At 63.1% G+C, this 17,845-nt stretch carries 16 protein-coding genes; 5 read left to right on the top strand and 11 right to left on the bottom strand.

What is annotated here, in order from left to right; translation table 11 throughout:
* Positions 1–63: 63 nt before the first annotated feature.
* Positions 64–1,179 (bottom strand): phosphate ABC transporter substrate-binding protein PstS, encoded by a 1,116-nt coding sequence (gene pstS / locus ACWA13_RS01895; protein WP_463936412.1) that lies wholly within the window; start codon positions 1,177–1,179, stop codon positions 64–66.
* A 237-nt stretch (positions 1,180–1,416) separates the two neighbouring features.
* Here pstS and ACWA13_RS01890 point away from each other — a divergent pair, with 237 nt between their 5' ends.
* Positions 1,417–2,178, top strand: coding sequence for a class I SAM-dependent methyltransferase (locus tag ACWA13_RS01890; protein ID WP_463936410.1), 762 nt, complete (start codon positions 1,417–1,419; stop codon positions 2,176–2,178).
* A gap of 29 nt (positions 2,179–2,207) precedes the next feature.
* On the top strand, positions 2,208–3,335 hold the full coding sequence (locus tag ACWA13_RS01885) for an FUSC family protein (protein ID WP_463936409.1): 1,128 nt from the start codon (positions 2,208–2,210) through the stop codon (positions 3,333–3,335).
* On the opposite strand, the gene ACWA13_RS01880 is transcribed toward ACWA13_RS01885, so the two are convergent.
* The 6 genes from ACWA13_RS01880 to ACWA13_RS01855 form a co-directional block, all read right to left on the bottom strand.
* Positions 3,332–4,354 carry a Gfo/Idh/MocA family protein gene (locus ACWA13_RS01880; RefSeq protein ID WP_463936408.1) on the bottom strand — a complete coding sequence of 341 codons (1,023 nt, stop codon included), beginning with the start codon at positions 4,352–4,354 and terminating at the stop codon, positions 3,332–3,334. The genes ACWA13_RS01885 and ACWA13_RS01880 overlap by 4 nt on opposite strands.
* Before the next feature lie 47 nt (positions 4,355–4,401).
* Complete coding sequence (locus ACWA13_RS01875) at positions 4,402–5,418, bottom strand: LacI family DNA-binding transcriptional regulator (protein WP_463937993.1); 1,017 nt, start codon at positions 5,416–5,418, stop codon at positions 4,402–4,404.
* 92 nt (positions 5,419–5,510) lie between these two features.
* The gene (locus tag ACWA13_RS01870; RefSeq protein ID WP_463936407.1) at positions 5,511–6,938 is read right to left on the bottom strand and encodes a GH1 family beta-glucosidase; all 1,428 of its coding nucleotides are present in this window, start codon (positions 6,936–6,938) and stop codon (positions 5,511–5,513) included.
* A complete protein-coding gene (locus ACWA13_RS01865) occupies positions 6,938–7,876 on the bottom strand; it encodes a carbohydrate ABC transporter permease (protein ID WP_463936405.1) in 939 nt (312 codons plus the stop codon). The genes ACWA13_RS01870 and ACWA13_RS01865 overlap by 1 nt, the downstream gene beginning before the upstream one ends.
* Positions 7,873–8,904, bottom strand: coding sequence for a carbohydrate ABC transporter permease (locus ACWA13_RS01860; protein WP_463936403.1), 1,032 nt, complete (start codon positions 8,902–8,904; stop codon positions 7,873–7,875). The genes ACWA13_RS01865 and ACWA13_RS01860 overlap by 4 nt, the downstream gene beginning before the upstream one ends.
* A 73-nt stretch (positions 8,905–8,977) precedes the next feature.
* Positions 8,978–10,234: an ABC transporter substrate-binding protein gene (locus ACWA13_RS01855; RefSeq protein WP_463937992.1), complete on the bottom strand. Its 1,257-nt coding sequence runs from the start codon at positions 10,232–10,234 to the stop codon at positions 8,978–8,980.
* Between the two features lie 352 nt (positions 10,235–10,586).
* Here ACWA13_RS01855 and radA point away from each other — a divergent pair, with 352 nt between their 5' ends.
* Positions 10,587–11,963 carry a DNA repair protein RadA gene (gene radA / locus ACWA13_RS01850; protein ID WP_463936401.1) on the top strand — a complete coding sequence of 459 codons (1,377 nt, stop codon included), beginning with the start codon at positions 10,587–10,589 and terminating at the stop codon, positions 11,961–11,963.
* Positions 11,964–12,005: 42 nt separating this feature from the next.
* A complete protein-coding gene (locus ACWA13_RS01845) occupies positions 12,006–12,500 on the top strand; it encodes an NUDIX hydrolase (RefSeq protein ID WP_463936399.1) in 495 nt (164 codons plus the stop codon).
* A 3-nt stretch (positions 12,501–12,503) separates the two neighbouring features.
* On the opposite strand, the gene ACWA13_RS01840 is transcribed toward ACWA13_RS01845, so the two are convergent.
* Positions 12,504–14,117, bottom strand: a complete 1,614-nt coding sequence (locus tag ACWA13_RS01840) for a peptide chain release factor 3 (RefSeq protein WP_463936398.1) — start codon at positions 14,115–14,117, stop codon at positions 12,504–12,506.
* Between the two features lie 282 nt (positions 14,118–14,399).
* Between ACWA13_RS01840 and ACWA13_RS01835 the strand changes: the two genes are divergently transcribed.
* On the top strand, positions 14,400–14,645 hold the full coding sequence (locus tag ACWA13_RS01835; protein WP_463936397.1) for a hypothetical protein: 246 nt from the start codon (positions 14,400–14,402) through the stop codon (positions 14,643–14,645).
* A 101-nt stretch (positions 14,646–14,746) separates the two neighbouring features.
* On the opposite strand, the gene ACWA13_RS01830 is transcribed toward ACWA13_RS01835, so the two are convergent.
* The 3 genes from ACWA13_RS01830 to ACWA13_RS01820 form a co-directional block, all read right to left on the bottom strand.
* Positions 14,747–15,550, bottom strand: a complete 804-nt coding sequence (locus ACWA13_RS01830; RefSeq protein WP_463936396.1) for an ABC transporter permease — start codon at positions 15,548–15,550, stop codon at positions 14,747–14,749.
* Positions 15,551–15,562: 12 nt separating this feature from the next.
* A complete protein-coding gene (locus ACWA13_RS01825) occupies positions 15,563–16,489 on the bottom strand; it encodes an ABC transporter permease (RefSeq protein WP_463936394.1) in 927 nt (308 codons plus the stop codon).
* 120 nt (positions 16,490–16,609) lie between these two features.
* Positions 16,610–17,806 (bottom strand): extracellular solute-binding protein, encoded by a 1,197-nt coding sequence (locus ACWA13_RS01820; protein ID WP_463936392.1) that lies wholly within the window; start codon positions 17,804–17,806, stop codon positions 16,610–16,612.
* Positions 17,807–17,845: the final 39 nt, after the last annotated feature.

The raw sequence follows: 17,845 nt of genomic DNA, 5'->3' as shown, positions 1-17,845 counted from the left end.
GACAAAGCCAAGTTCCCCGCCCCGCCTCTCGGCGCGGCGGGGAACTTGGTTCAAAGCCAGGTATTAGGACTTGACCTTGATGGTTTCGATGGCCTTGACGGCCTTCTCTGCGAGCTCCGCGGAAAGCGGTGCCGACTTGGCGGAGTCAGCAGCTGCCTGCTGGCCCTCTTCCGAGACTACGTAGTTCTCGAAGGCCTTGACCAGGTCAACGGTCTCCTGGCTGTCGTAAGCGGAGCAAACGATGTGGAAGGAGACGAGGACGATCGGGTAGGCGCCCTCATTGGTGGTCTTGCGGTCCAGCTTGATGGAAAGGTCGTTGGCGGTGCGGCCTTCAACGGGGGTACCGGCGTCAACAGCCTTGGCGGCGGCTTCGGCGGAGATCTTGGTGAAGGTCTCGCCAACCTTGATCTGCGCTACGCCCAGCTTGCCGCTGACAGCGGAGTCATCAGCGTAGGTGATGGCACCGGGGGTGTCGGTGACGGTCTTGACCACGCCGGAGGTGCCCTTGGCGTTTTCGCCCTGCAGGGAAGCAGGCCAGACGCCTGCAGCCTTGTCCGTCCAGGTCTCCGGAGCAGCAGCTGCGAGGTAGTCGGTGAAGTTGCTGGTGGTACCGGAATCATCGGAGCGGCTCACCGGGGTGACCGCAAGATCCGGAAGGTCGACGCCCTCATTCAGGGCGGTGATGGCGGGATCGTTCCAGGTGGCGATCTCGCCGCGGAAGATCTTGGCAACCGTGGTGGCGTCAAGCTTGAGTTCGGTGATCCCCGGCAGGTTGAACGCGATGGCGATCGGGGAGATGTAAACCGGGATGTTCAGCGCGCCTTCGGGGCCGCAGATGGTCTTGGAGGACTCGTACTCTTCGTCCTTCAGGTAAGCGTCAGAGCCGCCGAACTGGGCCGAGCCATCCAGCAGCGCCTTGCGGCCTGCACCGGAACCGTCCGGGGAATACTGCACGGTGGCGCCGGTGTTGGCGGCTGCGAATTCGGTCTTCCAGGCATCCATTGCCGCGCCCTGCGCGGAGGAGCCGATGCCGGTCAGCGTGCCGGTTACTGCAGCGCCGGTGGAGTTATTGGTGGGCGCGCTGCCGGTGACGTTGTCTGAACCACAGGCGGTAAGCGCGAGTGCGCCGGCTGCGATAGCGGCAAGTGCCGCGTGGCGGCCAAAGCGTTGTGCCTTCACTGAATGTGCCCCTTCCAGGGAATCTCATGTGGGTGGAGGATCCGGAGGTTGCCCGCCACGCCGATGCGTACGTTTTGTACCTCAATTGAAGTTAGGCGCGCAGGGTTACGAGACTGGCCTCCCAGAATGAACGGAAGGTTAACGACGGCGGGACAGTGGGTTACATCTGCCGGGTCGCTATTGCATAGATCACATTCTCGGATTTATGGCGTGGAATGGCAAGTGGACAATGGCTCCATGACACGTGCCGACTTGCTGGACCGTCTCCGCCAAGTTCACGCGACGGCCGGGATGCAGGGCTGGGATTTTTCGATCCTCGATGGGCGGGTGGAAAGCGACAATCCGCCATGGGATTTCGAAGCTGACTGCCTCGACAGGCTACGTACCGCGGAACGCGTTCTGGATCTGGGCACCGGGGGCGGCGAACGCATCCTGCGCCTGGCCTCCCAGCCGCCGGTAGGCCGGCTTCCACACCTGGTCGCCACGGAGGGGTGGAAACCGAACGTAGCGGTGGCCCGCAGGAACCTCGCCCCGATCGGCGTCGAGGTTTTTGAGTACAACGCCCACGCTGGAGACACGCTCCCCTTCGACGATGCTTCCTTTGACCTCATCATGTCCAGCCACGAGCCGTTCGACGCCGTCGAAGCCGCGCGGGTCCTTGCGCCGGGCGGGACACTCCTCAGCCAGCAGGTGGACGGGCGGGATGCGCAGGAACTGCGCGACTGGTTCGGCGCCACGCCGCAGTATCCGAAGGCGCGCCTTGCGGTTGAACGGGAAGCTTGGACCAAAGCGGGGCTCGCCGTCGAGTTGGCCGAGGAATGGTCTGGCTCCATGGAGTTTGCCGATCTGGACGCACTGGTGACGTTCATGGCCCTGGTCCCCTGGAACGTCCCCGGCTTCCGCATCGATGACCACCGGGTAACCCTCCAGGAACTGGACCGGCGTGGCCCCCTGCGAGTGACCCAGAGGCGCTATCGCCTCTACGGACGCAAGCCTTAGGTTATCCACCTGGCAAATACACTGGTCTCATGGCCCTCGCGAACCGTCTGAGCACAAGCAGGCGATTCCTGCATGGCCGGTTACGCACCGGCGTCATCCGAAGCCGGAATTCGTTGCTTCCCGCGATCCAGATGACGGTCTGCGCGGTGGGTGCCTACGCCTTCGCGGAGTATGTGCTTGGCCATTCCGGTCCGCTGTTTGCAGCTACGTCGTCGCTGATCGCACTCGGCTTCTCCCGTGAACCCCGGCTGCGGCGTGTGGTGGAGGTTGGCCTGGGCTGCACCATCGGGATCGCTGTAGGTGACCTGCTCCTGCACTGGCTCGGCAGCGGAATCTGGCAGGCCGCCGTCGTACTTCTTTTCTCCATCCTGCTGGCCAGATTCCTGGACAGCGGCAATATTTTCACCACCCAGCTGGCGCTTCAGTCGTTGTTGGTGGTGCTGCTGCCGGCCCCTGAAGGGGGCCCGTTCACCCGCAGCCTCGACGCGGTGGTGGGCGGGCTTTTTGCCCTGATAGTCACCATCCTGATTCCCAGGGATCCCCGCCGGGAACCGCGTAAGGACGTCCGAAACCTGCTCCACGAGCTGGCTGAGGTGCTTCGTGAATGCGCCGAGGGCCTGGCCAAGAGCGATTCCACCCTGGCCTGGCATGCCCTGGTGCGCGGGCGCAGCTGCCAACCGCTGGTTGACGGCATGAGGCAGTCACTGCGATCCTCCGGCGAAGTAGCTACGCTCTCCCCCGCCTACCGACGGCATCGTGACGAGCTGGAGCGGCTGCAACAGTCCCTCGATTTCATCGACCTCGCGTTGCGGAACAGCCGCGTCTTCGCCCGCAGGCTCACCAGCGCCATCAACCATGCAGCCCTGTCCGACGCCGCCACAGAAGCGATCGCGGAGGTACTGCAGGAGACCGCCGCCGCTATTGACGAACTCTCGCTGGGCCTTGCAGAAACCCACGACGGCGCCCGCCGCGCCCATCTGCGCACCGCCCGACGGAACCTGAGTGAGGCTGCGCTGCGGGTCCACCCGAAGATGCTGGGGGTGGAGCGGCTGGAAGGCGAAACCGTGGTGATGTTGCTCCGGCCGCTCATGGTTGACCTGCTGGAGGCCACGGGAATGGACGGCCAGGAGGCCAGAGACCTGCTGCCGGAGCTCTAGGTTGCCTGGTCGTTGGGGTAGCTGACGCCCATCTGCTGCCGTGCCTCGTCCAGGAGCTGCATGGTCCTGATGCTGTCCGCCCAGGGCATGAGCGGGCTCTCCTGAAGGCCGGAACGGATGCACCGGCCCGCTTCGCGGAGTTCGTGGATAAAGCCTTCGGTGTCTTCCTCGAACCGCTCAATCCGGGGCACGCCGTCCTGGCCACAAACCTCCAGCTGGCGGGGGTTGTACAGCGGAGAGCCGGTGCGCAGCCAGCCCTTGCTGCCGCTGATGGTCACCATGCCTGGCCCGTTCGCCTGCAGCGAGGAGGTCAGCTGGGCAGACGCGCCGTCCGGGTAGCTGAGGGCCAAGGTGTTCTGGACGTCAACACCGTCCTCGTTGAGATGCCCGGCAGCCTTGAGGCCGGCAGGGAAACCAAGCGCACCGATTGCCCAGGTGAGTGGATAGATCGCGAGGTCCAAAAGCGCTCCCCCGCCTGCTGCCGGGTCCCACAGCCTGTCCGCGGGATCATAGGCCGCCGCAAATCCCAAATCTGCCTGCACCCAACGGACCTCGCCGATCGCACCGGACCGGAGCAGTTCGAGGGCGCGCTGCGTTGCCGGGAGGAACCTGGTCCATACCGCTTCCATGAGGAAGAGCCCGCCGTCACCGGCCAGCCGGACAAGATCCTGTGTTTCCCGGGCATTGACGGTCAGTGGCTTCTCACACAGCACGTGCTTGCCGGATTTCAACGCCGCCTGGGCCACCTCCAGGTGCTGGGCGTGCGGCGTGGCGATATAGACGACGTCCACCAGGGGGTCATCGAAGAGCTGCTGGAAGCCGGTAATTCCCGCTTTGTCGTGGTAACTGGCCGCGAAGCCGAACTTAGCGGCGAAGGTGCTTGCCGCCGCTTCCGTGCGTGAGCTGACGGCGTGGAGCACGGCGCCTTCCAGGCGGGCGAGGTCGCTGGTCACCCGGTGGGCGATCCTGCCCGTGGCTACAACGCCCCAGCGCAGGGGACGGTCCGCAGTCAATGTCATGGGAATGCCTTTCGGTAGCCTGCCGTCAATGAGGAGGAACGCAGGTGCTAGGCAGATTCCCTTAGCACCAGCGAGGTATGGATCTGGGTGACATGTTCCGTGGGTTTACCTTCAATCAGGCTCACCAGGGTCTCCGCCATTTTCTTGCCCATCTCAATGATGGGGTGGTGCACGGTGGTCAGTCGCGGGGTCACGGACGTCGCAAAGGAGTCGTCGTCGAACCCCACCACCGCAATGTCTTCCGGAATGCGCAGGCCCCGCTGGTGCAGGACGGTATAAGCGCCCGCCGCCATTTGATCGTTTGCGACAAAGACACCGTCAATCGGCTTGCCACGGTCCAGCAGCCGACGCATGGCGGTGGCGCCGGAAGCCAGGGTGAAATCGCCGTATTCCACCAATGAATCGTCCAGGCCGGCGTCTGTCACGGCTTTTCGCCAGCCACTCAACCGGTCCACACCCGGCGGCATGTCCTGCGGTCCGGCAATAGTTGCAAGGTGTTTGCAGCCGCGGGCGGCCAGTACGGCAGTAGCACCCTCTGCGGCAACTTCGTTGTCCACCTCCACGTAGTAGCTGGCGGTTTCGCCAAAGGGCTTGCCTGCAAACACCATGGGCAACCGTTCGCTCAGGTGGGTCCAGGAACGGTCCCCCATGTGGTGCGAGACCACCAGGGCCCCTGCCACATTCCCACCCAGGAGGAAGGCCCGGGTCTTTTCCGGCTTGGTTTCGGAAGCAATGACCATATTCAGCGTGTAGTCGGTGTCCGCCAAGTGGAGGACAACACCCTGCACCACGGAAGCGAAGAACGGGTCAGCAAAGACCTTGGACGTCGATTCAGGAACGATCAACGTCACCGAATTGGGCCGCCGGCTGGCCAGCGACCTGGCCGCACGGTTGGGCGTGTAGTTGATCGCCTGGATCGCCGTGCGCACCTTGGCAGCGATGTCCGGGTCGACGCTGGGCACCTCATTGACTACACGTGAAACGGTGGCACGGGAGACCCCGGCCAGCGCCGCCACCATTTCAAGCGTGGGCGCCGGCCGGCTGCCGCTGTGGTCCTGCTTCACTATGGTCACTCCGTGATCTCCAGCCATCCCTAGGGACTCCAGTTTAGGCTGGCAGGGGAAGCCCCCCCCCGGCCCGGAGTGGGTTTCCGTTATCAGGCGTGCTGCTGTAGGTTCTGCCGCGAGGCCGCGATCAGCCGGGCATAGGCCTTGCCACTGTCCTTCACTGTCCGCTCCAGCGTTTCATAATCAACCCGTATGATGCCGAAACGCTTGCCGTAACCCCAGGACCATTCGAAGTTGTCCAGCAGGGACCACACGAAGTAACCGCGGACGTCGGCGCCCTGATCGATTGCCTCACCCACTGCTGCGACGTGGTCCAGGATGAACTTTGTCCGTTCCTCATCGTGCACGGCACCGTCCGGGCTGACGGTGTCCTCGTAAGCTGCACCGTTCTCCGTGATGTACAGCGGCGGCAGCGTCGGGTACTCCTCGCCCAGGCGGACCAGGAGTTTCCTTAGGCCGTCCGGGTTCACCTCCCAGTTCATAGCCGTACGGGGCAGCCCCCGGCTGGGAAACGAGATGTGCTCGGAACCGATCCACGGCGATGAGGTTGCACGCTCAGCACCGCCGGAATGTCCGTCGCCGCCCTCGTCCGCGGGGTGCCCGCTGATGAGGTCATCGTGGTAGTGATTCACGCCCAGGAACTCCAGGGGCGCACTGATGATCTCCAGGTCGCCGGGCTGGATGACTTCCTGGAGCCCGAAAGGTGCCAGGTCCGCCAGGGTGTCCGCAGGGTAGCTGCCGCGAAGGATAGGATCCAGGAAGATCCGGTTCTGCAGCGAGTCGAAACGACGGGCCGCGTCCAAATCAACGGGATCGTTGCTGTCCCGCGGGATGGAGTTACTCAGGTTCAGGGTGATGCCCAGATTTTGCGCGCCGAGCTCCCGCAGAGAGTTAACGGCCAAGCCGTGCGCGAGGTGCTGGTGGTGCACTGCGGCTATGGCTGCACGTGGTTCCTGCCGGCCCGGCGCATGGACTCCTGAGCCGTAACCCAGCAGCGACGAGCAGAAGGGCTCGTTGAATGTGGTCCAGTGCTGCACCCGGTCCCCCAGCGCCGCGTACACATCATTGGCGTACTCGACGAACCGGTAGGCGGTGTCCCTGTTGGCCCAGCCGCCCTTTTCCTCAAGCGCCTGCGGAAGGTCCCAGTGATACAGGGTCAGCCAGGGCAGGATTCCCGCTTCCAGCAGTTCGTCCACCAGGCGGGAGTAGAAGTCCAGCCCCTCGCGGTTGACTTCCCTGTCCCCCGGGCGCACCCGTGCCCAGCTGGTGGAAAAGCGGTAGGAATCCAGGCCGAGTTCCTTCATCAGCCGCACGTCCTGCGGCATCCGGTGGTAGTGATCCACCGCCTGCTCCAGGTTCTCGCCGTTGGCGATTGCTCCCGGGACGCGGGCAAACTCGTCCCATACGGAATCCTCCTTGCCGCCTTCGTGGCCGGCACCCTCAATCTGTGCTGCCGCCGTCGCGGATCCCCAGATAAAGCCTTCCGGCCATTGCCGTGTATTCGTTGGTGCTGGCATTAGCCCTTCACTGCTCCTTGCATGATTCCTGATATGAGTTGTTTGCCTGCCAGTGCGAAGAGCACCAGCAGCGGGAGCGTGGCCAGAACTGCACCGGCCAGGACCACAGAATAGTCCACATACCGTGCTGATTGCAGCTGGCTCAGCGCCGTTTGAAGAGTGGGATTGCCGGGGTCCAGCACCAGCAGCGGCCAGAGGAAATCGGTCCAAGCGGTCATGAACGTAAACAGGCCCAGAATGGCCATGCCGGGGCGGGCGGCCGGGATGGCGACGTGCCAGAAGGTGGAGATCATGCTGGCACCGTCCATGCGGGCGGATTCAATCAGCTCGTCGGGGATCACGTCCACCAGGTACTGCCGCATAAAGAACACCCCGAAGGCGGTGACCAGGGTGGGTACCACCACGGCGCCGATCTCGCCCGTCCAGCCCAGGGTCCGCATCACCATAAAGAGCGGGATGATGCCCAGCTGGGTAGGAATGGCCATGGTGGCCACCACCATGAGCATGAGTCCGTCACGGCCGCGGAAACGGAGCTTGGCAAAGGCGTAACCGGCCAGGGTTGAAAAGCCCACCACGGAGATCGTAATGATGCTTGAAATGAGCACGCTGTTGCCCAGGGCCAGCCAGAACGGAATCGTGTCGAAGACTTCGGCCACGTTCTTCCAGAAGTTTCCGCCGGGGAGCAACGGCGGCCAGGTCTCGCCCAATGCCTCATTGGAGCGGCTGCCGATGACCGCAGACCACCACAGCGGGTATGCCGAGGACACCAGGAAAGCCAGCAGCAGGCCGTAGCTGAGGAAACCGGGTCGCGTGCCGGATCCCAGGAGGCGTTGCCGGAGCGGCACAGGACCGGCGGCCCGCCCTGCAGCGGCAGCGGTTTTGGTGGCGGCAGCTTCAGCGGCGGTACCGCCGGGCCGCATCCTGTCGATGATGCTCATCGTTTGGTCCTTTCAATGCGTTTCCGGTCGCCACGCGTCAGCCGGGTTTTGGGAACCCTGGGACCATCCGCCGTCGCGATTCTTCGGGAGATCAGGTAGTTGAATACGCCGAACAGGACGATGATGAGGAACAGGAGCCAGGCGATGGTTGAGGCCTTGCCGAAGTTCTGCCGCTGGAAGGCCATCTCCCAGAGGTACAGGACGGTGGTTTGGAACTGCCGCTGCGAACCTCCTGCGGCTACCGGATCGAACAGGCGCGGTTCGGTGAAGATCTGGAGGCCGCCGATGGTGGCGGTAACAACCACGAACACCATAGTGGGCCGGATGCTGGGGAGCGTGATGCTGAAGAACCGACGCAGGGCCCCGGCGCCGTCAAGGGCTGCCGACTCGTACAGGTCGCGTGGGACTGCCTGCATTGCCGCCAACAGGATCAGCGCGTTGTAGCCTGTCCAGCGCCAGTTCACCATGGTGGCGATGGCGACGTGGCTAGGGAAAGTCTCGTTCTTCCACATCACGGGATCCAAGCCGAAGTTGCCCAGAATGTTGTTGATCAGGCCGTACTGCTCTCCGAACAAGTTGGTGAAGATCATGGCAACCGCCACCGGAGTGACGACGTAGGGCAGCAGGACGCTCATGCGCCAGAAGGTCTTGGCCCGCAGGTTCTGGTCCAGCACGGCGGCGAGGAAAAGCGCCACCGCCAGTTGCGGGATGGCAGAGAGCAGAAAAATGCTCAAGGTGTTGACGAGCGAATTCCAAAAGAAGCGGTCCTGCAGGACTTCCACAAAGTTACCCAGCCCCACAAAGTCCCCTTGGCCCTTCAACAGGTGCCAGTCGTAGAGGCTCACGACGAAGGTGTAGACGAGTGGGAACAAACCCACCAGCGCAAAGAGGATAAAAAACGGGGCGATATAGAGGTAGGGGGATGCCTTGACGTCGAAGACGTTCAGGCGCTGCTTGAAGGTGGGCTTGGCTTTTGTCACGGCGCTCCCTCGGGGAGTACTGGCCGGGCGGTTCACAGTGGTTGTCATGTTCTCTCGCACTCTTTCGCAGTCCATGTGCGGGCCCCACGGCGTGCGCCGGAGGACCCGCACATGGTGTTCGCTAGTTGTTGACGACCAGGTCGTTGAGGAGCGTGAGTGCTTCCTTCCACGCAGCATCAGCGCCGGCGGTTCCGGTGTCGAGCATCTTCAGGGCCGGACCGAACACGTTCTCCTGGATCACTGAATCGTCCGGACCCTTGAACTGGGCCACGACACCCTTGGCGCGGTTGGCCAGAATGACGCCGGTCGGAGCATTGTTGAAGATCACGTTGGGCGTCGCATCCTTGACCAGCTTTTCCTGCGCCTTGAGGGTGCTGGGGAAGTTGTTGGCGGCCGCGGACTGCTTGACCTGCTGTTCCGGAGCGGTCAGCCAGGCTGCGAGCTTGGCGGCTTCTTCGGGGTGCTTCGAGGTCTTGGGTACGGAGAGGAAGGCACCGCCCCAGTTGGAGGCGCCGCCGGGGAACACGTCGGCGAAGTCCCAGCCGCTATCTGCCCCGCCGCCTGCAGATTCAAGCTGACCCTTGATGGTGCCCAGCATCCAGCCGGGGCAAACGAACGTAGCGAAGGAACCGTCAGTGAAGGCCTTGCCGTTGCCCCAATCGAACTGCGTCTGGTTCGCGGAAAGGCCGGAGGCCGTGCCGTCGGCCAGCATCTCGAAGCGGGCCTTCATTTCGGAGTTGCCGTCGACGTTAAGCTCGCCGTCCTTGGTGTAGTAGCCCTCTTCCATCTGGTTCACCATGGAGTTCCAGACGAAGCCGGACTGGTCATACCAGGCCTTGCCCGTTGCTGCCTTGTACTGCTTGCCCAGCTCAAAGTACTTCTCCCAGGTGGCATCTTCGCCGCCGAACAGTTCAGCTACGGCTGCGCGGTCGCTGGGAAGGCCGGCGGCTTCGAAAAGCTTGCCGTTGTAGCAGAGGCCCTGCGGTCCGATGTCCGTGCCATAGCCAATCACGCGGCCTTCGGGATCGGTGCCCTGCTTGAACTTCCAGTCCACCCAGTTGTCCTTGATGTCCGCTGCGCCGTGCTCGTTCAGGTCAACAAACTGGTCCGAGACCTCCATGATGGAGCCGAGCCAGCCTTCTTCGATGGCGGTGACGTCGCTGAGGCCGGAGCCTGCTGCCAGCTTGGTGAAGGCGTCGGTGCGGGCGTTGGCGCCGCGGTCAATGTTGGTGGCCTTGATCTTGATGCCGGGGTTGGCCTTCTCGTACTCCCCGTAGAGGTCGTTATAGCCAAAGGTTCCAAAGGTGGTGACCGTCAGTTCCAAGGGGTTGTCTGCGCTTGCTGTCTGTCCTGAATTACTGGAGCAGCCTGAAGCCATAAGGGCCAGGGCTGCTGCTCCCGCTATTGCGGCAGCGGTATTGCGGCGTGAGAATTTCACGATCACTCCTTTGTGGGGGACGTTCTTGGAAGGGCGAGAGAGCGCTCTCTTGCAAGTTCCATAACCGTAGGGGTGATAGGCATCACTGTCAAGAGAGCGCTCTCTAGGACTCCGTTCCGCTGCTCTCCCGGGTTGAGACCAGATTGCGCAACTTTTGCGTTTCCCGGGCTGTCCGCACCGCGGAGACTCAAGGGCTGAGGCATTTGGTGCGGCTAAAAGTTACGCATTCCGGTCAGCGTCCCTTTGCCGCCGTCGAACGTCTTTGTCTGTCCCCGCAGCTAGGGTGGAACGCATGGCAACAAAGACATCCCGGGCCGCCAAGGCGCCCGCCTACAAATGCGCCGAATGCGGTTGGACCGCGGTCAAGTGGGTTGGCCGCTGCGGCGAGTGCCAGGCCTGGGGCACTGTTGAGGAATCCGGTACCGCTGTAGCACGCACGACGGCGGCAACAACAGTTCTGCAGCCGGCCCGCCGGATTGCCGAGGTGGACGCCACTACCGCGGCATTCCTGCCCACTGGCGTTGATGAGCTGGACCGGGTTTTGGGCGGCGGCCTGGTTCCGGGCGCCGTCATCCTGCTGGCCGGTGAGCCAGGCGTGGGCAAGTCCACCTTGCTGCTGGACGTTGCCGCCAAGTTTGCCCGCACCGCCCAGGACGTCCTGTACGTGACGGGCGAAGAATCCGCGGCGCAGGTGAAGCTCCGCGCGGAACGGATCGACGCCGTCGCTGATTCGCTGTACCTCAGCGCGGAAACGGACCTTGGCCAGACGTTGGGACAGGTGGAAAAGATCGAGCCCCGGCTGCTCATTGTGGACTCGGTCCAGACTCTCAGCAGCGCGGATGTGGACGGCAGCGCCGGTGGCGTCTCGCAGGTGCGTGAGGTCGCGGCGTCCATCATCGCTGCGGCCAAGCGCCGCAACATGACCACACTACTGGTCGGCCACGTAACCAAGGACGGCTCCATCGCCGGACCACGCCTGCTGGAGCACCTGGTGGACGTGGTGTGCCAGTTCGAGGGTGAGCGGCATTCCCGGCTGCGGCTGCTGCGGGCAGTGAAGAACCGCTACGGCCCCACAGACGACGTCGGTTGCTTTGACCTGAACGAGGACGGCATTGTGGGCCTGGCGGACCCCAGCGGGCTTTTCGTCAGCCGCACCAAGGAGCCCGTGTCCGGCACGTGCATCACCGTCACTATGGAGGGCCGCCGCCCACTCCTGGCTGAGGTGCAGTCGCTGCTGGCGGAAAGCGCCAACTCGCAGCCCCGCCGCGCCACCAGTGGGCTGGACAGTTCACGGGTTTCCATGCTGTTGGCGGTGCTGCAGCAGCGGGCCGGCTGCCTGCTGCACAAGGACGATTCCTACGTGGCCACGGTAGGCGGCGTGAAGCTCAGCGAACCGGCCACGGACCTGGCGGTGGCGCTGGCCGTGGCCTCGGCGAAGGCCCGCAAGCCGCTGCCAATCCGGCTGATTGCCTTCGGTGAGGTGGGGCTGGCAGGCGAGGTCCGGCCGGTGCCCGGAATCAACCAGCGCATCCAGGAGGCCCACCGGCTGGGCTTCACTCACGCCGTGGTTCCGGCCAGCCACACCGGGCCAGGTCCTATTCCGGCCGGCTTCTCCGTGCGCGAAGTGGAACACCTGACCGAGGCCCTGACCCTGCTGATCGGGAGCTAGCAGCCAGGCTTTTCACACACAGCAACTGGTTTTGGAGGGGCAATGACAGTTCGGAGCGCAGGCATTCTGCTGTACCGGCATTCTGCGGTACCGGTTGCGCGGGAACAGGACGCCGCGGAACTGCAGGTATGGATCGCCCACATGGGCGGGCCGTTCTGGTCCAGGAAGGACGCCCGTGCCTGGTCAATCCCCAAGGGCGAATACCTCGAGGACGAAGATCCCCTGGTGGCGGCCCTGCGTGAATTTGAGGAGGAGATGGGCGCTCCTCCCCCGGTGGCCCGCTACGTACCGCTCGGGGAATTCCGCCAGCCTTCGCGCAAGATCATCACGGTGTTCGCGGCAGAATCCGATTTCCGGCCGGAGCGCATCGCCAGCAACACCTTTCCCCTCGAATGGCCCAAGGGTTCGGGCAATGTGCAGCAGTTCCCGGAAATCGACGACGCCCGCTGGTTCAGCGAAGCAGATGCCCGCATCAAGCTAGTGAAGGGCCAGCTGGCCATCCTGGACGCGCTGGTCCAAAAGGTCAGCGGGGGTTGATCCCTACTTCGCGGGGTTGTGCGTTCCGATCGGCGCAAGGCTGAGGTCCGGGTAGTTCTTCTCGATCCGGCGCAGGGCCCAGACGTCGTTGAACAGGGCCAGGTACTCGCCGTCGGACCGCAGCAGCACCTCAGCCCCCTGGACGTTGGCGAGCACCGGCATGGCGTCCGGCGTCGTAATCCTTGCCATGGAGTAGTTCAGGCGCTCCAACCGCATGGGGGCGCTAAAGTCGTGGGCCATGCGGTCCTCCACCACCTCGAACTGCATGGGGCCGACGGCGGCAAGCACCGGCGCCTGGTCACCGCGGACGTCGGAGCGGAGCACCTGGATGACGCCCTCGTGCTCCAGCTGCTCGATGCCGCGGCGGAACTGCTTGAAGCGGCTGGGGTCCTTGGACCGTGCCACCTGGAAGTGTTCGGGGGCGAACAACGGGATGGCCGGGTATTCGACGGGTTCCTCGACGAACAGGCTGTCCCCCACACGGAGCGAGGACGCGTTCACCAGGCCAACAACGTCGCCGGGGTAGGCCTCGTCAATCACTTCGCGTTCGCGGCCGAACACCTGCTGCGCATATTTGGTGGCGAACGACTTTCCGGTGCGGGTCTGGGTGACCACCATGCCGCGCTCGAAAACGCCGGAACAGACGCGGATAAAGGCAACGTGGTCCCGGTGGGCCTTGTTCATCCCGGCCTGGACCTTGAAGACGAAGCCGGAGAAGGGAGCCTCAACGGGGCGGGGTTCGCCGTCGACGTCCGGGCGGGGGGCGGCCGGAGGGGCGAAGTCGACCAGGGCATCCAGGAGTTCTTTGACGCCGTAGTTCAGGGCGGCAGAGCTGAAGAGGATGGGCGTGGCCTCACCGGCGTGGAAGCTTTCGACGTCGAACTCCAGGTTCGATTCGATGACCAGGCCGGCTTCATCGACGGCGTCCGTCCAGTTGCTGCCCTGGGTTTCCGCGGCTTCCTCCGGGGTTAGGTACTCGGTGAGGGCAATCTTGGCCCCGGCGTTGTTGCGCTCGAAACGGGCAAAGCGATCGTTCTTCAGGTCCCAGACGCCACGGAAGTCGCCGGAGATGCCTACGGCCCAGGTCAGCGGCATGGGCTGCAGGCCCGTGCGCTCGGTGATCTCGTCCATCAGCGCCAGCGCGTCCAGGCCAGGGCGGTCCCACTTGTTGATCACGGTGATGATGGGGAGGTTGCGCTGCTTGCAGACCTCGAAGAGCTTCATGGTCTGGGTTTCCAGTCCCTTGGCTGCGTCCACCAGCATCACGGCACAGTCGACGGCGGCCAGGACCCGGTAGGTGTCCTCGGAGAAGTCCGCGTGCCCGGGGGTGTCCAGCAGGTTGATCACGGTGTCCCGGTAGGAGAACTGCAGGGCCGCAGAGCTGATGGAGATACCGCGGTCCTTCTCCATCTGCATCCAGTCGGACACAGTCTCCTTGCGGTTGGCCTTGCCGCTGGATGCGCCGGCTGTGCCGATGACTTTTGCGTGCAGGGCCAGCGCCTCGGTAAGTGTGGATTTGCCGGCGTCGGGGTGGGAAATAACAGCAAAGGTCCGACGCCGGGCCGCCTCTTTGTGAATCTCGTGGACTCGGGCGGGGCTCAGGACATCTTGGGACACGGTGCTACTTTCGCTGCGGCGGGGAACCTGCCGCCTTGTTGGGGCGCTTGACTGGGTTTTGCATCTGACTTCGCATCAGTATTTGCATCTGGGAGGCTTTGGCAGGAATGGATCGGCTGACAAGCCAAGTTCCAGTTTATCGCAGGGGTGGCCTGCGGCCGAAGGCGCCACTTAACCCGGGCGAAACGCTGAATTCAAGACGGCGAAATATCCGCCAGGTACTTTGGTCCGGTGAACACAATTATTGGGGTTTTTTCACGTTCGGAACGGGACTGATCCGTCATGTCCTCCGCAGCCCTTTCAGGCCTTTTCTTTGATCCACTGGCTTCGTCCGGCGCCGCTGTTCCGGCGGCAGCCACCGCAGCTGTGCCTCCGGCCCAAAGCGAGCCAGCGCCGGATGCTCCGCCGGCCCTGACCCGCAGGCCGGAGAAGACGCACCGGTCGGAGAACCGCGCTGCTTCCCTGCAGGAGGTCCGCAGGGATCTTGAGCGGCTGTCCCGCCGGCGGGCGGCGGGACAGCGGCCCTGACCTGGCACCTCACGATGGTCAGCCAGGCTCATTGAGCCTCGTTTCCATGCCGCTGCCCGGCGCCTTGGCGGTCCACGTTGCCCGGCTGGACGTCACCTGAGTCATTTCTTGTGGTCTCCGGTCATACGCTGGCTGAGGTAGACCGGAACCATGGACGCGAGAATCAGCAGGGCAGCGATCACGTTGACGACCGGCGCCTGATTGGGCCTGGCCATGTTGTTGAAGATCCAGATCGGCAGGGTCTCCGTCCCGGGAGGAGCGGTGAATGTGGTTACTACGATCTCATCGAAGCTCAACGCGAACGCCAGCACCCCACCCGCCACGAAAGCGGACCGGAAGCCCGGGAAGGTAACCGTGAAGAAGGTCTTCACTACATTGGCTCCCATGTCCATGGCCGCCTCTTCCAGTCCCCTGTTGATTCGGCCGAGCCGGGCCTGCACGTTATTGAAGACCATCACGATGCAAAATGTTGCGTGCCCCACAATCACGGAGAACAGTCCCAGCCCAATGCCGATCGGTTCAAGCACCGTCTTGAAGGTGTTGTTCAAGGCGACGCCGGTAACGATGCCTGGCAATGCGATTGGGAGTACGACCAACAGATTCACAGTGTTCTTGCCGAAGAATTCGTAGCGCGAAAGCGCAAAGGCGATCATGGTACCCAACACGAGGGCGATGATCGTGGCCAGTGCGGCAACCCGCAGGGAGGTCCAGAGTGCCTCCCTGACGCCTTCGTTGTGGAAAGCGGCGCTCCACCAACGGGTAGTGAAGTCAGTGATGGGGAACGTGCCGGACGTTGAGGCATTGAAAGAATTCAGGACTACCAGCATCAGCGGCAGGTAGATGGCTGCCATTATCAGACCGGCGAAGAGCCGCAAGGAAAGTTTGGCGGAGGATGAAAATCTCATGGACTCGGGCTCCTAAAGCTGCTTGAGGGCGCCGGACTTGCGGGCGAGGAATAGATACAGGACAACGACGACGATCGGCACCGTGCCGAATGCGGCCGCAAGCGGAGGATTCAAGTTGATATTCGAGGCGATCACGGTGCCAATGACCTGCGTCTTGCCGCCTACGAACTGCGCCGCGATGTAGTCTCCCAGGCTCAAGGAGAAGGTGAAGATAGACCCGGCGATGAACGCCGGCTTGAGGAGCGGGATGGCCACGGTCCTGACAGTTGCCCAGGCTTTCGCACCCAAGTCTGAAGAGGCGTCAAATAGGTTGTCCGGGATCTGGCGGAACGCTGAATACACCGGAACGGCCATGTAAGGGAACCACAAGTACGCCAAAGTCACTATCAGGGCCGGGGTACCGTAGCCGGGGCCGGTCATGCCCAACGGCGCCAACAGCCAATCGAGCGGACCACCATTCATGAACGTGATCCGCCACGAGAACACCTTCACCAGGTAGCCTGCCCAAAGTGGCAGCGTTATGCCGACTGCGAGCACGGCACGCACCGTTGGAGATGCCACCTTCGCCATGTACAGGCCAAGCGGCAGTGCCACCACGGCGCACAGGACGGTCACGGCAAACGCGATTCCGATCGTGCGCAGGGCAGTGAGCTGATAGGCGGGAACCGTGAGGATCTCCAGAAAATTGTCCAGGGTGAATGCCGGGATCACCTTCGAGGTGAAGGTGTCCGTTGTCCAAAACGCAGTGACAAACAAGAGGACAAGCGACCCTATGTACAGCACGCCGAGCCATGCCAGCGGAAGGGTCAGCAACGCGGTCAACCTGAGCTTCGGCCTGGCGTAAAGGAGCCTGGAGATACCGTCGCCGTGTCGGCGGGGATGACCGTCCGGCGTGGGGGCGCCGGATATTACCTCCGGCTCGATCGTAGATGCTGCCATGGCGGTTATCGGCGGGTTTACCCGCCGTTCCTCCTTCGGAGTGGGGTGCTGACTGCGTGGGCAGGGTGGCGCAGCGCGCCGCCCTGCCCACGCCTGAATGGGGAAGCGGACGAATTGCTTCTAACCCTTGACCTCTGTCCAGGCCTTGGTCCACTCCTGGTAGTTGGTGCAGGTTGCATCGGTTCGGCCGTCAATGCACTGCTCGACCGGAGTGGTCCACATCCAGACCTGCTTGTAATAGTCCTCGTCAGTAGCGTGGAAGGTGGCGCAGTGTTCCTCGTTCTCTTTGGAACCCTCGCAGGCGAGCGCATTCGCCGGGGCCATGCCGAAGTTCTGGGCGATCTTGGCGTTTACGTCCGGGCTGGAGGCCCAGTCCATCCACTTGTACGCGCAGTTGGCGTTCTTCGTCTTTGAGGACAGCATCCAGGTATCGGACCAGCCGGTAGCACCTTCTTTAGGCAGAACAGACCCGACCTTGCCGCCGTCGGCCTGGGCGATGTTTACCACTACCTGCCATCCGGTACCCAGTGAAGCGGTACCTGATGAGATGGAAGAGGCTGCCTTCAGAGCGTCGTTCCAGTACTCTCCGGCAATCTTGTTCTGGGACTTGAGCAGCTCAACCGCCGCAGCCAACTGATCCTTATCCAGCGCGTAGGGATTGGTGATGCCCAGGTCCGGCTGGGTCGCCATCAGGTAGACGGCGGCGTCAGCGATGAAGATCGGGGAATCGTAGGCCATGACCTTCCCCGCGTACTCGCTGTTCGGATCCCAGGTGGCTTCCCACGAGTCCGGAGCTTCCGGAACTGCTTCTGTGTTGTACATCAACACGTTTGCACCACGGCCGATGGGAACTCCGTAGCTCTTGCCGTTAAGGGTGTCGTAAATCTGGCCCTTGAGGCCATCGACGATGTTGCCGAAGTTGGGGATCAGATCCGTGTTGATAGGGGCAACATCACCTCCCGCGATCAAGCGCAGGGATGCGTCCCCGGATGCCGAGACGAGGTCATATTCACCGGTGCGCATCAGTTGCACCATCTCATCGCTGGTTGCGCCGACCTTCCGGTTGACGCTGCATTGGGTCTGCTTCTCGAACTCGGTCACCCAGTCAGCGTCGGGGTTGGTGGAACCATCTTCAACGAAACCGGCCCAGGCAATGATGTTGACTTCGCCTTCGGACGCCCCTACCTCAGTGGCAGCAGGAATGTCGGGGACCTGGATGCCGCCGCTTGATGCCGCGGGTGTCGAGCCGCCGCATCCGGCCAAAACCAGGGAGAGTGCGGCAAGTGCTGCGAGCGGCAGGGCTTTGGTCGTATTCATGGGTACCTTCTTTCGTGGTGCGTGGTGATAACAGAGATG

This window comes from Pseudarthrobacter sp. TRD_SC_9 (genome assembly GCF_055361265.1).
Note: the sequence above shows the minus strand (reverse complement) of the source record. Positions and strands in the feature narration are given on the sequence as shown.

Coding starts and splice junctions, on each gene's coding strand:
- ACWA13_RS01870 (WP_463936407.1), bottom strand. CDS start 6,938: ATGCCAGCACCAACGAATACACGGCAATGGCCGGAAGGCTTTATCTGG.
- ACWA13_RS01865 (WP_463936405.1), bottom strand. CDS start 7,876: ATGAGCATCATCGACAGGATGCGGCCCGGCGGTACCGCCGCTGAAGCT.
- ACWA13_RS01880 (WP_463936408.1), bottom strand. CDS start 4,354: ATGACATTGACTGCGGACCGTCCCCTGCGCTGGGGCGTTGTAGCCACG.
- ACWA13_RS01835 (WP_463936397.1), top strand. CDS start 14,400: ATGTCCTCCGCAGCCCTTTCAGGCCTTTTCTTTGATCCACTGGCTTCG.
- ACWA13_RS01860 (WP_463936403.1), bottom strand. CDS start 8,904: ATGACAACCACTGTGAACCGCCCGGCCAGTACTCCCCGAGGGAGCGCC.
- ACWA13_RS01820 (WP_463936392.1), bottom strand. CDS start 17,806: ATGAATACGACCAAAGCCCTGCCGCTCGCAGCACTTGCCGCACTCTCC.
- ACWA13_RS01830 (WP_463936396.1), bottom strand. CDS start 15,550: ATGAGATTTTCATCCTCCGCCAAACTTTCCTTGCGGCTCTTCGCCGGT.
- ACWA13_RS01885 (WP_463936409.1), top strand. CDS start 2,208: ATGGCCCTCGCGAACCGTCTGAGCACAAGCAGGCGATTCCTGCATGGC.
- ACWA13_RS01845 (WP_463936399.1), top strand. CDS start 12,006: ATGACAGTTCGGAGCGCAGGCATTCTGCTGTACCGGCATTCTGCGGTA.
- radA (WP_463936401.1), top strand. CDS start 10,587: ATGGCAACAAAGACATCCCGGGCCGCCAAGGCGCCCGCCTACAAATGC.
- ACWA13_RS01825 (WP_463936394.1), bottom strand. CDS start 16,489: ATGGCAGCATCTACGATCGAGCCGGAGGTAATATCCGGCGCCCCCACG.
- ACWA13_RS01855 (WP_463937992.1), bottom strand. CDS start 10,234: ATGGCTTCAGGCTGCTCCAGTAATTCAGGACAGACAGCAAGCGCAGAC.
- ACWA13_RS01890 (WP_463936410.1), top strand. CDS start 1,417: ATGACACGTGCCGACTTGCTGGACCGTCTCCGCCAAGTTCACGCGACG.